The sequence below is a fragment of the Flavobacterium circumlabens genome (assembly GCF_004345565.1).
GTDB classification, from domain to species: domain Bacteria; phylum Bacteroidota; class Bacteroidia; order Flavobacteriales; family Flavobacteriaceae; genus Flavobacterium; species Flavobacterium circumlabens.
Genome location: NZ_SLWA01000006.1, coordinates 229,931 through 243,887 on the forward strand (window position 1 = coordinate 229,931; position 13,957 = coordinate 243,887).

Annotated in this window: 13 protein-coding genes; 2 read left to right on the forward strand and 11 right to left on the reverse strand. The window is 35.1% G+C overall.

The annotated features are described in order from the left end of the window. Window positions 1–95 precede the first annotated feature (95 nt). Entirely contained in the window at window positions 96–794 is a 699-nt protein-coding gene (locus EV142_RS15750) for a carbohydrate-binding family 9-like protein (protein WP_132036803.1), read from the forward strand. 131 nt (window positions 795–925) lie between these two features. Here the strand turns inward: EV142_RS15750 and hisIE are convergent, their stop codons facing one another. The 11 genes from hisIE to EV142_RS15805 all read right to left on the reverse strand — a co-directional run bounded on the left by hisIE (window position 926) and on the right by EV142_RS15805 (window position 11,502). Then, complete coding sequence (gene hisIE, locus EV142_RS15755) at window positions 926–1,522, reverse strand: bifunctional phosphoribosyl-AMP cyclohydrolase/phosphoribosyl-ATP diphosphatase HisIE (protein ID WP_132036804.1); 597 nt, start codon at window positions 1,520–1,522, stop codon at window positions 926–928. A 135-nt stretch (window positions 1,523–1,657) separates the two neighbouring features. Beyond that, window positions 1,658–2,413, reverse strand: coding sequence for an imidazole glycerol phosphate synthase subunit HisF (gene hisF / locus EV142_RS15760; RefSeq protein WP_132036805.1), 756 nt, complete (start codon window positions 2,411–2,413; stop codon window positions 1,658–1,660). A gap of 81 nt (window positions 2,414–2,494) precedes the next feature. After that, window positions 2,495–3,220 carry a 1-(5-phosphoribosyl)-5-[(5-phosphoribosylamino)methylideneamino]imidazole-4-carboxamide isomerase gene (gene hisA / locus EV142_RS15765; protein WP_132036806.1) on the reverse strand — a complete coding sequence of 242 codons (726 nt, stop codon included), beginning with the start codon at window positions 3,218–3,220 and terminating at the stop codon, window positions 2,495–2,497. Window positions 3,221–3,309: 89 nt separating this feature from the next. Further along, on the reverse strand, window positions 3,310–3,903 hold the full coding sequence (gene hisH, locus EV142_RS15770) for an imidazole glycerol phosphate synthase subunit HisH (protein ID WP_132036807.1): 594 nt from the start codon (window positions 3,901–3,903) through the stop codon (window positions 3,310–3,312). Window positions 3,904–3,980: 77 nt separating this feature from the next. Beyond that, window positions 3,981–4,355, reverse strand: a complete 375-nt coding sequence (locus tag EV142_RS15775) for a nuclear transport factor 2 family protein (protein WP_238698732.1) — start codon at window positions 4,353–4,355, stop codon at window positions 3,981–3,983. 60 nt (window positions 4,356–4,415) lie between these two features. Beyond that, a complete protein-coding gene (gene hisB, locus EV142_RS15780) occupies window positions 4,416–5,552 on the reverse strand; it encodes a bifunctional histidinol-phosphatase/imidazoleglycerol-phosphate dehydratase HisB (protein ID WP_132036808.1) in 1,137 nt (378 codons plus the stop codon). 171 nt (window positions 5,553–5,723) lie between these two features. After that, on the reverse strand, window positions 5,724–6,770 hold the full coding sequence (gene hisC / locus EV142_RS15785) for a histidinol-phosphate transaminase (protein WP_132036809.1): 1,047 nt from the start codon (window positions 6,768–6,770) through the stop codon (window positions 5,724–5,726). Window positions 6,771–6,877: 107 nt separating this feature from the next. Continuing rightward, window positions 6,878–8,170, reverse strand: a complete 1,293-nt coding sequence (gene hisD / locus EV142_RS15790) for a histidinol dehydrogenase (RefSeq protein WP_132036810.1) — start codon at window positions 8,168–8,170, stop codon at window positions 6,878–6,880. 108 nt (window positions 8,171–8,278) lie between these two features. Next, window positions 8,279–9,136, reverse strand: coding sequence for an ATP phosphoribosyltransferase (gene hisG, locus EV142_RS15795; protein WP_132036811.1), 858 nt, complete (start codon window positions 9,134–9,136; stop codon window positions 8,279–8,281). 305 nt (window positions 9,137–9,441) lie between these two features. Continuing rightward, on the reverse strand, window positions 9,442–10,836 hold the full coding sequence (locus EV142_RS15800; protein ID WP_132036812.1) for a sensor histidine kinase: 1,395 nt from the start codon (window positions 10,834–10,836) through the stop codon (window positions 9,442–9,444). 3 nt (window positions 10,837–10,839) lie between these two features. Next, a complete protein-coding gene (locus tag EV142_RS15805; RefSeq protein WP_132036813.1) occupies window positions 10,840–11,502 on the reverse strand; it encodes a response regulator transcription factor in 663 nt (220 codons plus the stop codon). Window positions 11,503–11,837: 335 nt separating this feature from the next. Between EV142_RS15805 and EV142_RS15810 the strand changes: the two genes are divergently transcribed. Further along, entirely contained in the window at window positions 11,838–13,937 is a 2,100-nt protein-coding gene (locus tag EV142_RS15810; RefSeq protein WP_132036814.1) for an LTA synthase family protein, read from the forward strand. Window positions 13,938–13,957 lie beyond the last annotated feature (20 nt).

Consider the following 13,957-nt stretch of genomic DNA (forward strand, 5'->3'; position numbering starts at 1 on the left):
GTTTTGAATAATTTTATAAGGGTGAATAGATAAAATTAATGTTAAAATTCATTTATTCTTCTGTATTTTAGCTCTTCAAAAAAGTTATGTTACGTATGAAAATCAATAAAATTGTCATTCTTTTGGGCGTTATGATATATGTGAAGACTTATTCACAGACCATTGCCGTTCCTAAAATAACTGACAAAATAACGATCGACGGCGATTTATCGGATTGGAAAACTTCCTTTTCAGGCCTGTTTGTAATCCATAATTCAGGAGCAAAAGCCACTCAAAATACTTTTGTTTCACTTTCGTGGAATGAAGAAAACCTTTATATCGCCTATCGTGCTGCAGATTCCAAGATTATTGGTGAATCTAAAAAGAAGGATGCTGAAATTTATAAAACAGATGATTTAGTAGAAATTTTTATAGATCCGGACGGAGATGGTCAAAATTATATTGAAATTGGCGTAAATGCGTTCTCGACGAATTATGACATGCTGATAAAGTGTATTTCTCGGGAATGCGGTGGCTGGAAAACTTCAGTAAGTTTTGATATTTCGGGATTGGAAGCCGTGAGTAAAATAACTCCGGAAGGTTTCTGCACCGAAATTAAGATTCCGTTTTCGAGTCTGGAAAAAATCCAAAACGGCCATTTTTCGAAACCAAAAAACGGCACAAAATGGAAAGCCAATGCTTTTAGGATTGATTACGGTAATACAACCGAATATCTTGCTTTACAACCTTATAAGAGTTTAAAATTCGGGTTTCACCAACCACAGGAATTTGCAGTTTTCGAGTTTGTGGAGTAAATGAGTTTACCCACAGATTTTACTGATTTAAACGGATTAGCGCTGATTTTTTTTTTAATTTCGAAGAAGGAGAAATCACATTCAGCATTCGCCAATAGTGCGAGTTCTCCTTTTTTGAAATGACAATAAACCTACTTTTGGCGTTTTTTCAAAACATCTACAACATCATTCAGTTGAAAACCTTTGGCTTGCAATAAAATCAAATAGTGAAACAGCAAATCGGCACTTTCGCTTAGAAACAAATCATCATTATCGTCTTTGGCTTCAATGACTACTTCTACAGCTTCTTCCCCTACTTTCTGGGCAATTTTATTGATTCCTTTTTCGAATAAGGAAGCTACATAACTTTTCTCTGAATCCGCATTTTCCCTGCGAACTGCTATTGTTTTTTCTAACTCAGAAATAAAACCATAATTTTCCTTGTTTTCCTCCTGCCAGCAAGTATCAGCTCCGGTGTGACAAGTTGGTCCAACTGGTTTTGCCTGAATCAGAAGTGTGTCGCCATCACAATCATTTTTTATACTTACCAAGTTTAAAAAGTTTCCACTCTCCTCACCTTTTGTCCAAAGCCTTTGTTTGGAGCGGCTGTAAAAAGTTACTTTTTGAGTATCTATTGTTTTTTGAAGCGATTCTTCGTTCATATAGCCCAGCATCAGGACATTTTTTGTTTCTGAATCCTGAATGATGGCCGGAATCAATCCGTGGGAGCTTTTTATATCTATGTTCATTTTTATTTTTTATTTTAGAGTTCAGATTTTAGATTGCTGCGCTCTGTTGTTGTTGTTTTTAATTAGAGTCAAGAGCCAAGATTAAAGAACCAAGAGTTTGCATCTCTATTCTCTTTACTCTATTCTCTTTACTCTCTACAGTCTAACCTCAATATCATTCTTCCTCAATTCTTCTTTTAAGGTTTTGATTTCGATTTCTTTAAAGTGAAAAACACTCGCAGCCAAGGCGGCATCGGCTTTCCCCTCTTTAAAAGTATCCACAAAATGCTGGACATTTCCTGCACCTCCGGAAGCAATTATCGGAATATTGATCAATTCTGAAAGCTTGGCCAGAGCCTCATTTGCAAAGCCGTTTTTAGTTCCGTCATTGTCCATTGAAGTGAATAAAATTTCACCTGCACCGCGTTCTGCGACTTCTACAGCCCAATCGAATAAATTAAGTTCCGTTGGTACTTTTCCTCCAACCAAATGTACAATCCATTGTCCGTTAATTTGTTTGGCATCGATAGCTACTACAACACACTGGCTTCCGAATTTCTGCGCCAGCTCATTAATCAGTTGTGGATTTTTGACTGCCGATGAATTGATTGAAACCTTGTCGGCTCCATTATTCAAAAGGATTTCAACGTCTTCAACAGAAGAAATTCCGCCGCCAACCGTAAATGGAATATTGATTTTTTCGGCCACACTTCGTACCATATTCACCAAAGTCTTTCTGCGTTCTTCGGTTGCCGAAATATCCAGAAAAACCAGTTCATCGGCTCCTTCTGCAGAGTAAATTTCTGCCAGTTCTACCGGATCTCCTGCATCGCGCAAGTCTACAAAATTAACGCCTTTTACCGTTCTTCCGTTTTTTATATCCAGACAGGGTATGATTCTTTTTGCTAACATTTATCTAATGTATTAATTAGATAATTAGTCAATTAGATAATTATTTCACAAAGTATAGAATTATCTAATTATCAAATTATCTCATTTTCTAATTATGTAGTTCTCCAATTGCTTTAAACTAATTCTGCCTTCATAAATTGCTTTTCCGATAATCGTTCCTTCACAGCCTAATTCGGCTAATTTTGGCAATTCATCGAAAGTTGAAATTCCGCCGGAAGCGATTAGTTTTACGCCATGGGCTTCGCTTAGTATTTTTTCATACAAATCAAAACTTGGCCCTTCCAGCATTCCGTCCTTTGCAATATCGGTACAAATCACATATTGAATTCCTTTGCTTTGATACTCCTGAATAAACGGAACTAAATCTTCATTTGAATCTTCCAACCAGCCCGAAACAGCTACTTTTTCATCTTTGGCATCAGCTCCCAAAATGATTTTATCTGATCCGTATTCTGAAATCCATTTTTCGAATATCGCCCTGTTTTTTACAGCGATACTTCCGCCTGTAATTTGATTGGCACCACTTTCAAAGGCAATTTTCAAATCCGAATCTGCTTTTAATCCGCCTCCAAAATCAATTTTTAAACTGGTCTGTGTGGCTATTTGTTCCAAAATTTTATAGTTGACAATCTTACTCGATTTCGCACCATCTAAATCCACTAAATGAAGGTATTCGATTCCATGTGCTTCAAATGATTTTGCTACTTCAAGCGGATTTTCGTTGTAAATGATCTTGGTATTGTAATCCCCTTTTGATAAGCGAACACATTTTCCGTCTATGATATCTATGGCTGGTATTATTCTCATTTTTAACTTTAGAATTTAGTCCCGATAGCTATCGGGATAGATTTTAGATTATTTTCTGACTGCTATTTTGATTGATATTGTTTTGGAATTTAGTCTTTGGAATTTATTTTTAAAAAGTTATTTAAAATTTTCTCCCCAACTGCACCACTTTTTTCAGGATGAAATTGTGTTCCGTAAAAATTGTCTTTTTTCAAGGCCGATGCATATTCCATCTCATAATCGGTTGTAGCAATGCTTTCTGCACAATCGGGAACGTAAAAACTATGCACGAGATACATAAATTCATGTGCTGGAATTCCTTTAAACAAATCTGATTTTAAATTATAAATCTGGTTCCAGCCCATTTGTGGCACTTTTACCTTGTTCGAAAATTTAATTACATCCACATCAAAAATTCCTAAACCTTTGGTATTTCCTTCTTCAGAAGAGTTGCACATCAATTGCATGCCAAGACAAATTCCCAAAACCGGTTGTTTCAAATTCGGAATCAAACTGTCCAGACCACTTTCAATCAGTTTTTTCATTGCCGAACTGGCCTCGCCCACTCCTGGGAAAATTACTTTGTCAGCATTTTGAATCTCTTCCGGATTATTACTCAAAACAGCTTTAAAGCCCAGTCTTTCAATAGCAAACATAATGCTTTGAATATTTCCTGCTCCGTAATTTATAATTACTATTTTCAATTTATTTCAGATTTTAGATTTTAGATTTTCGATGCTACATCTTAAACTAAAACGATAATTAATGCTTTGTCTTCTCTTTACAAATCAGTATAATGCGCGATCATTTTATTTACCAATCCGTCTTGATTAAAAAACATGACTTCGATTGCCATTTTATTCATAACCGATTTGTAATATAGTGCAACAGAATTAACTCCTGATGTGACTTCCTCCAATTCAAAATGCAAGTCCGGAATTTTCTGTAAAGCTTTCTCCCAATACGCCCTGACCTGCTCTTTTCCCTGCAGCGAACCACTTTCAATTCCTGCTGCAAGTTTTATCATTGGTGTCGTAATTTCAATATCTTCTGAATAATGTTTCATGATATCTTCCAGATCATGGGAATTCCAGGATTTTATCCATTCTTCTGCAAACTTTTTAGCTTCCATAAAATTTGTTGTATTGTTTTTCACGATTAAGTTTCTGGTTTCAATTCAAGTGTAGAACCTGAAAACTAAAAACTGAGACTTTTTTTATAACATTCCTTTCGTTGAAGGTAAAATCATTTTTTCTGTATCGCGTTTTACGGCTACTTTTATGGCTTTTGCGAAAGCTTTGAAAATTGCTTCAATTTTGTGGTGTTCGTTTGTTCCTTCCGCTTTTATATTGATATTGGCTTTGGCTCCGTCTGAAAACGATTTAAAGAAATGATAAAACATCTCTGTTGGCATTTTACCAACCATTTCACGTTTGAATTCAGTTTCCCAAACCAGCCAGTTTCTTCCGCCAAAATCAATGGCCACCTGTGCCAGACAATCATCCATGGGAAGGCAGAAACCATAACGTTCTATTCCTAATTTATTTCCCAGCGCTTTTGCAAAAACTTCTCCCAGCGCAATGGCAGTATCTTCGATTGTATGGTGTTCATCGACTTCCAAATCCCCTTTTACCATAATTTCCAGATCCATTTGACCGTGACGTGAAATTTGGTCGAGCATATGATCAAAAAAAGCAATTCCGGTTTCAATTTTACTTTTTCCGGTTCCGTCCAGATTTAAATCGATAAAAATATCGGTTTCATTGGTTTTACGCGTAATCGAAGCCGAACGTGCTTCCAGTTTCAAAAACTCGTAGATTTCTTTCCAACTCATCGTCTGAAGAATAATCGTCCCGTCTAATTCTTCTCGTTTTGAGGAAATTTCATTGCTTCCGATCCCGTCATTATCATTGATAAAAATAGCTTTTGCTCCCAGATTTTTCGCCAGTTCAACATCGGTTAAACGATCTCCCAAAACAAAAGAATTTTCTAAATCATATTCGGGATTATTCAGGTATTTAGTCAGCATTCCGGTTCGTGGCTTGCGTGTTGGTGCATTATCTTCCGGAAATGATCTGTCTACAAAGATTTCATCAAACAAAACACCTTCATTTTCAAATGCTCTTAAAATAAAATTCTGTGTGGGCCAAAACGTATCTTCCGGAAAACTATCCGTTCCTAAGCCATCCTGATTGGTTACCATTGCCAGTTCGTAATCTAATTCGCCGGCAATTTTAGCCAGATATTGAAATGCTTTTGGATAAAATTCTACTTTCTCCAAAGCATCTAACTGATAATTTTCAGGTTCTAAAACAATCGTTCCGTCACGATCGATAAAAAGTACTTTTTTCATAGTTTATATTTTTGTTCTGCCACAGATTTAAATGATTTTTTTCTTTTGCCACGAATTGCACGAATTTTCACTAACTAAATTCGTGGCTAAAAATCAATTTAATCCTTTTAATCTGTGGCAAATAACGTAGCGTTCTTAGTGTAATTCCCTGCGAACTTTGCGGTTAAACTTTCAATTCAATAACTTCAATTCTTTAATCAACACTGCATTTTCTTCCGGCATTCCGATTGTAAAACGAAGACAGTTTTCACACAAAGGCTGAGTCGTTCGGTTACGAATTACGATTCCTTTTGCAATTAACTGATCGTATCTTTTATTGGCATCATCCACTTTTACTAATACAAAATTAGCTTCAGTCGGATATACTTTTTCGACAAAACTTACATCAAGTAAAACTTTAAGTAATTCCTCTCTTTGTTCAATAATAGAAGCTATTTCTTGTTTTATTTTATCAGAATCCTGTAAACGAATAATTGCTCTTTGCTGTGTTAATTCGTTTACATTGTAGGGTGGCTTAATTTTATTTAAAACTGAAATAACCGCTTCAGATGCATAACAAATTCCCAAGCGAATTCCGGCCAGACCATAGGCTTTGGAAAGCGTTTGCGTAATGACCAAGTTCGGATATTCGTCGATTTCTATAAGCCAGCTTTCCTTGTTTGAAAAGTCAATATAGGCTTCATCAATAACAACCAGGCCTTTAAAATTCTGCAGCAATTTTACCACGCTTTCATCTGAAAAAGAATTTCCGGTTGGGTTATTGGGTGAGCATAAAAAGATGATTTTTGTATGATCATCCACAGCATCCAAAATCTTTTCCACTTGTGGCTGAAAATCTAGAGAAAGCAAAACTTCCCTGTTTTCCACCGCATTAATATTCGCTAAAACGCCATACATACCGTAAGTTGGCGGCAACGAAATAATATTATCTGTTTTAGGCTCACAAAAAGCCCTGAAAAGTAAATCCAAAACTTCATCACTTCCGTTTCCCAGCAAAATCTGACTGGCTTTTACATTATTATTCTTCGCCAAAATCGCTTTCACCGAGTTTTGCTGCGGATCCGGATAACGATTTACGCCATTTTGAAACGGATTTTCGTTTGCATCCAGAAAAATCATATCTGCAGTATCAAAATCCTCAAATTCATCACGCGCGGACGAGTAAGGTTTTAATATTTTTACGTTTTCACGTGTTATTGTATTGATATCGAATTCCATTATCTTAATTTTTGGAACATAGAGAATAGAGTAAAGAGAATAGACTTCTCATTTTATCTGTTTTTCTTTATTCTTTGTTCTATTTTCTATATTCTTTGTTCTTTATTCTATTCTCTTTCCCCTATATTCTTCAATCTCAGCGTTACGGCATTTTTATGTGCCTGTAAACCTTCGGCCTCCGCCATAATTTCAATTGCTTTTCCGATATTCTGAATTCCTTTCTCCGTTATTTTCTGGAACGTCATGGATTTCATGAAACTATCCAGGTTTACGCCGCTGTAATTTTTGGCGTATCCGTTTGTTGGCAGAGTATGATTGGTTCCGGAAGCGTAATCCCCTGCACTTTCGGGAGTATAATTTCCGATAAATACAGAACCGGCATTTACAATTCCATTACAGTAAAAATCATCATATTCGGAGCAGATGATAAAATGTTCCGGGCCGTAATCGTTGATTAAGTCTAGAGCGATTTTATCGTTTTCAACCCAAATTAATTTTGAATTTTCGATTGCTTTTTTCGCGATTACTTTTCTTGGAAGTTCTTCAATCTGAATCTGAATTTCTTTTTCAACAGCATCAATTAGTTTTTTTGAAGTCGAAACTAAAATCACCTGACTGTCTGTTCCGTGTTCTGCCTGTGACAATAAATCTGAGGCTACAAAAGAAGGAACAGCGGTGTCATCAGCCACAATTAATAATTCAGAAGGTCCGGCGGGCATATCTATTGCAACACCAAACTGAGTTGCCAATTGTTTTGCCACCGTTACAAACTGATTGCCGGGACCAAAAATCTTATATACTTTCGGGATGGATGGCGTACCAAATGTCATTCCCGCAATCGCCTGAATTCCGCCTACTTTTACTATTTTGGTTACACCGCATAAATGAGCGGCGTACAGAATTGCGGGATTAATTTTTCCCGTTTTATCCGGTGGAGAACACAGCACAATTTCTTTGCAACCCGCTATTTCAGCAGGAACAGCCAGCATTAAAACCGTAGAAAATAAAGGAGCTGTTCCTCCCGGAATATACAATCCGATTTTCTGGATTGGCCTTTTTTCCTGCCAGCAGCGTACGCCTTCTGTAGTTTCTATCGAAATTCGCTCTGTTTTTTGCGCACTATGGAACTTATAAATATTGCTTTTTGCCAGCTGAATTGCTTCTTTCAATTCACTTGAAATTAATCCGATGGCTTCCTGAATTTCTTCCTCAGAAACTTCATAATTTTCTAAAGAGATCCCATCAAAAATAGACGTGTATTTGGCAATAGCTTCATCTCCCTTTTTCTGAACTTCTTTGAAGATTTCCTTTACGGTAATTTCAATATCATCTATCGTTTTGGTGGGTCTTTTTAATATTTCGGACCAGATTTCTGGTTTTGGATTGTCTATTTTATTCATTTTTTTTTTGCTTTAAGCTTTAAGCAGTAGGCTTTAGGCTTTATTAACTTTGTGTTTTTTTTTGGGGCTTAAAGCATATTGCTTACAGCCTATGGCGGGCAAAGAGCCCTAAAGAACCATTTTCTCGATTGGGCAAACTAAGATCCCTTCTGCTCCCACTTCTTTCAACTGATCGATCACGTCCCAGAAAGTATCTTTGTCAATTACGGAATGCACGCTGCTCCAGCCTTCCTGAGCTAATGGCAGAACCGTTAAGCTTCTCAGTACCGGAAGAATTTTCCCAACGGCATCGATTTTGTCATTTGGAACATTCATTAAAATGTATTTTGAATTTCGGGCTCTTAAAACCGCCTGAATTCTGAATTTTAAAGTATCAATGTGTTTTTGAATTTCCGGAGAAACTTTAGGGGAAACAGCTAAGACTGCTTCGCTCTTTAAAATTATCTCTACTTCTTTTAAATTATTTTTGAATAATGTACTGCCACTGGAAACGATATCGACAATTGCATCTGCAAGTCCAATATTGGGTGCAATCTCAACAGAGCCGGAAATCTGGTGGATATCAACTGTTAGTCCAAAAGAATTAAAATACTCATTAACGGTGTTTGGATACGAAGTTGCAATTCGCAAACCTGCCAAATCCTGAATTGAATTGTATTCTAATGTTTTAGGAACCGCTACGGATACTTTACATTTAGAAAATCCTAATTTCTGGATTACTTCAATTCCTTTTCCTTTCTCTACCAATAAGTTGTCTCCAACTATGGCCAGATCTACAACACCGTCTATTAAGTATTGTGGAATATCCGAATTTCTTAAATATAAAACCTCCAGAGGAAAATTCGAAGCTTCTGCTTTTAACTGGTCGATTCCGTTGTTGATAGAAATACCACAGTCTTTTAGGATTTGAATGCTTTCCTCGTTTAAACGACCGGATTTTTGAATTGCAATTTTTAAAGTACTCATTTTTTTAGTTTTTGTTGAATTAATAGTCTGAGTACAAAGAATTGGAATTAAAAAACCCGTTTGATGTACTCAAACGGGTTTTAAAATATGATGATTTACATGCATACCATTAACACATCGCCTGAGAGCAATAATGAAAATGATGATGATGTAATTGAATAGAAATCATGACTTGGTTTGTTTTATACTTCTTTGATTCGTTTGCAAATATACTGGATAATTTTACAGAAAAGCAATTTTTAATTTAACTTAACGGTAGTTTATTGTTAAAAAATCTGAAACAGTATTTTTATTTCTATTTACTATCACGATTTCAATTGTTCCTTAAAACTTAAGGAGACTGTAGTTCCCTCGCCTATTTTACTTTCGATTTCAAATGAAATATGAAGCAGCTCCGACAGACGTTTTACAATGGATAATCCTAAGCCAGTTCCTTTTATTTCAGGGTGTCCGGATGAATCTGACCTGAAAAACGGATTAGCAATAGCCTCTATGTCTTCTCTCGCAATTCCAATTCCGTTATCCGAAATTTTGCATATTGTTTTTTCATTTTGATGGGATAATAGAATAGATACCTCGCCGTCTCTGTTGGTATATTTAAGAGCGTTCGAAATAATATTTCTTAGTATTGTTATGACAAGATAATTATCTGAATTAATAAAATAATCTTCCTCAGCATCAAAATTTACCTTTAAGTTCTTCGTCGAAATTTTCTCTGAATTTAAGGTCAGTACATCCAGAATTAAAGCGTTCAAATAAACGGATTCGTATTTTAAGTCTGCTTTTTTATTTTCAAAACGGGCCATTAAAAGGAGCTGATCTACCAACATATTGAGATGATCTACTTCTGCAATGCAAAAATTAATTTTATCCTCGTATTCCTTGTTATCTCTTGGTTTACGAATCAGAACTTCAAGTGTTCCTTTAATAACTGTAAGAGGTGTTCTTAACTCATGTGAGGCATCAGAAGTAAATTGTTTTTCCCTTTCAATTGCATCCTCAATTCTGCTTAATAAATTGTTTATCGTTTTAGAGAGTGTATATAATTCATCTTTCGTTTTTGGCAGCGGAATTCTTGTTTTAAGATTGTCTTTGGTAATAATTTTTGAAGTATTGGTAATCGCATTAATAGGTTTTATGCTTCGGCCTGCAAAAAAACGGGCGATAAAAAAAAGCAATAACAGAATTACCGGAAATGCCAGGCACATGATCTCAAATAAGTTATTTAAAACCACACGGGAATTAGTCAGCGACATCCCAATGATCAGATAACCAATGCTTTTTGATTTTATAAAAATAGGAACCTGAACCTGCCTGATAATATTATTTCCAATTTTAGTGTCAAATAATTCAAAATTTTCGATGCTGTCATCGAATCTTAAGGTTTCCGTTTTAAGATTGGGCGATTTCTCTATTGTTTTTTTATGGGTATCCAAAAACTGAACAAAAACAGGATTTATATCGACTGTATTGTGCTCCCGCTCCTCCCATTCTTCTTTGTCAACCAAAATTACAACGCCATTTACCTCTCTAATTTCTTCGAGATGATTTTGAATTTCAATATTGATATCTTCATCGATATGACTATAAACAGAGTGTTTTACGATCGAATAAAGCGTAAAGAAAACGACCAGGATCAACAGACCGGTTGTGATAATATAATTTAAAGCAATTCTGTTTTTAAAAGAAAGTTGTGCCATTTATTAATCATTAGCGATGTATCCTACACCGCGAATTGTTTTTATATAATCTTCTTCTATTTTGAGATTGAGTTTTTTTCTGATTGCATTCATAAAAACATCAATTACACCGGTATCATATTCGAAATTTATATCCCAAACGTCCTTTAAAATCTGATTTCGGGTACATACTTTTCCCTTATTCCGAATCAGATAAGTCAGCAATTCGAACTCTCTTTGTGTAAGGGAAATTTCTTCACCATTTTTTACGACGATATATTTGGACAAATCAATCTGGATGGTTCCCAGCGTAAGAATTTCATTTACTTTTTCTTTTCGAAAATGAATTTTAATCCGTTCTACCAATTCTTCAAAACTGAACGGCTTTTTGATATAATCGTTTGCACCTGCTTTTAAACCTTCAATGGTTTCCTGAACGGTGTCTTTGGCCGTTAGAAATATTATGGGAGTCGTCTGATCTTTGATTCTGATGGCTTTACATAATTCTAATCCATTAATTTTAGGCAGCATCCAGTCCAGTAAAATCAAATCAAATTGGTGATTTTGAGTCAATTCAAACCCTTTCGAACCATCATTTGCCGTACTCACTTTATAACCTTCTTCCTGAAGGCCCTGCTGCAAGAACTGAACAATACCCAATTCGTCTTCAACTATTAAAATATGCATCTAATGATTTTTTTTAATTAAAACCCAAAATTTCTATGCTCAAAGATAAAAATTTTGAGCTCAGAAATTGCTTAAAACCATGAGAATACAGAAAAAAGCATCATCTTAAGAAAACATTAAGTTAACACTAAGCAAGGCAAAAGCACAACTTCATCTCTAATTAATTCATTGGAATTAGTTTTGTAAAAAATTAAAGAAGGTCTTCCAAATATGCATTAAAATTAACCAGTTGTTACTTAGCCCGAAAAAAAACATGTTTTTGTTCTTTTTTTACAACTCCATAATTTTCAATACTGTAAGTATTCTTTTTATCTTAATTAAAACACAAAGAAGTAATGATCTTTTCAAAAAAACTCGCTCCTTTTTACAATCTTGCCATATTCTACTTTATCATAAGCTTTATACTGCGAGTTGTATTATTTTTTCACCCGATAACACAGAGTTCTTTCCGTTTTTCAGAAAGTATAAAAATCTTCAGTCTGGGTTTAATTTCAGATTTTTTTGTTTTTATAATTGCAAGTGTGTTTTTATGGCTGTATTTGGTTTTTGTTTCTAATCTTAAATACAACAAACCCTGGGGATATATCATTCTGGGTGGTTTTATTGCCTTATTTCTATATGTTGCCTCCGGAAGAAGTATTCTGGACGAATACGGTGGTGCTTTGCCGGGAATTGTATTAATCTTTATCGGAATCAAAACGATACTGTTTGCACTTTTACTTTTTCTTCCAAAACACAGGGACAAAATTAGATTCTGGCTTTTTACTTTTGTGATTTTTTTATATGTTTTACTAATACTTCAAAACGGATTAAGTGAATATTTCTTCTGGAATGAATTCGGGGTAAAATATAACTTCATTGCGGTTAATTATTTGATTTATACCAATGAAGTTATTGGAAATATCATGCAGTCTTATCCTGTAATTCCGTTATTCTCTGCTTTGTTTTTAATCACAGGAATCATTACTTATTTTATTGTCAAAAATGGAAAGACATTTATTAAAACGATCCCGTCTTTTCCGGAAAAAATCAAACTTTCAGCCGTATATATTGGCTTGTTTATACTTTCGTTATTCGCCATTCCGACTTTAGCTTTAGCAGAAAATTCAAAAAATGTTTTTGTTAACGAATTACAATCAAACGGATTGTATAAGTTTTTCTTAGCCTTTGAAAATAACAAACTCGATTATTTCAAATTTTATAAGACAATTCCAAATGATACAGCTTTTGCAATTTTAAAACAGCAGTTTCCAACCCTGTCCGGGGAAAATATGACGCGTACTATTGAAAGTGATTCAGCTGAAACTCCTAAAAATGTAGTGCTTATTACAATTGAGAGTTACAGTGCCGAGTTCATGAAAATGTATGGAAACGATCAGAATATCACGCCTTTTTTAGATAGTTTAGCCCAAAAAAGTCTTCAGTTTACCAATTTGTATGCTGCAGGAAACCGCACTGTTCGCGGGCTTGAAGCCGTTACCTTATGTATTCCTCCTACAGCTGGCGAAAGTGTTGTAAAAAGAGAAGACAATAAAAATAAATTTTCTACCGGTGCTATTTTTAAACAAAAAGGATATCAGGTTAAATTCATGTATGGTGGTGATGCCTTTTTTGATAATATGCAGGATTTCTATTCCGGAAATGGGTATGAAATTGTGGACAAATCAAGCTTTTCTCCAGAAGAAATTACCTTTTCTAATGTTTGGGGCGTTTGTGATGAAGATATGTATAACAAAGCCATAAAGGTGATGAATAAGGAAGCCAAAGAAAACAAACCCTTCTTCAATCATATCATGACAGTAAGTAATCACAGGCCTTTTACCTATCCGAATAATAAAATTGATATTCCGGGAGATATTAAATCCCGTGATGGCGGCGTAAAATACACGGATTATTCATTGAAAAAATTCTTTTCGATGGCAAGTAAACAGCCCTGGTTTAAAAATACGGTTTTTGTAATTGTAGCAGATCATTGTGCATCGAGTGCAGGGAAAACACAATTACCAATGGATAAATACAGAATTCCTGCTTTTATTTACAGCCCCGGAATCAAACCTCAAAAATATAATGTGTTAATGTCACAGATTGATTTGATGCCAACCGTTTTTGGATTATTGCACTTCAATTACCAGAGTAAGTTTTTTGGACAGGATGTTTTAAAACCTGATTATAAACCTCGTGCTTTTATTGCAACGTATCAGGATTTAGGACTGATAAAAGATAATGTACTGACTATTTTGTCTCCCAAACAACAAGTAAAACAGTTTGAATTGCATCTAAATCCCAAAGAAGCTAAAAAAGATATTGCTCCGGAATACCAGATTTTCTACTGTGAAAAGCCCTTAAAAACAGAACGAACTGATCTAATAAATGAAACCATTTCGTTTTATCAGACTGCTTCGTATCTATTGAAGAATAAGAGATATCAACAATAAAAAATCTTGCGGAGGGCTGT

Coding starts and splice junctions, on each gene's coding strand:
- EV142_RS15750 (WP_132036803.1), top strand. CDS start 96: ATGAAAATCAATAAAATTGTCATTCTTTTGGGCGTTATGATATATGTG.
- hisIE (WP_132036804.1), bottom strand. CDS start 1,522: ATGAACATAGATATAAAAAGCTCCCACGGATTGATTCCGGCCATCATT.
- hisF (WP_132036805.1), bottom strand. CDS start 2,413: ATGTTAGCAAAAAGAATCATACCCTGTCTGGATATAAAAAACGGAAGA.
- hisA (WP_132036806.1), bottom strand. CDS start 3,220: ATGAGAATAATACCAGCCATAGATATCATAGACGGAAAATGTGTTCGC.
- hisB (WP_132036808.1), bottom strand. CDS start 5,552: ATGAAAAAAGTACTTTTTATCGATCGTGACGGAACGATTGTTTTAGAA.
- hisC (WP_132036809.1), bottom strand. CDS start 6,770: ATGGAATTCGATATCAATACAATAACACGTGAAAACGTAAAAATATTA.
- hisD (WP_132036810.1), bottom strand. CDS start 8,170: ATGAATAAAATAGACAATCCAAAACCAGAAATCTGGTCCGAAATATTA.
- hisG (WP_132036811.1), bottom strand. CDS start 9,136: ATGAGTACTTTAAAAATTGCAATTCAAAAATCCGGTCGTTTAAACGAG.
- EV142_RS15800 (WP_132036812.1), bottom strand. CDS start 10,836: ATGGCACAACTTTCTTTTAAAAACAGAATTGCTTTAAATTATATTATC.
- EV142_RS15805 (WP_132036813.1), bottom strand. CDS start 11,502: ATGCATATTTTAATAGTTGAAGACGAATTGGGTATTGTTCAGTTCTTG.
- EV142_RS15810 (WP_132036814.1), top strand. CDS start 11,838: ATGATCTTTTCAAAAAAACTCGCTCCTTTTTACAATCTTGCCATATTC.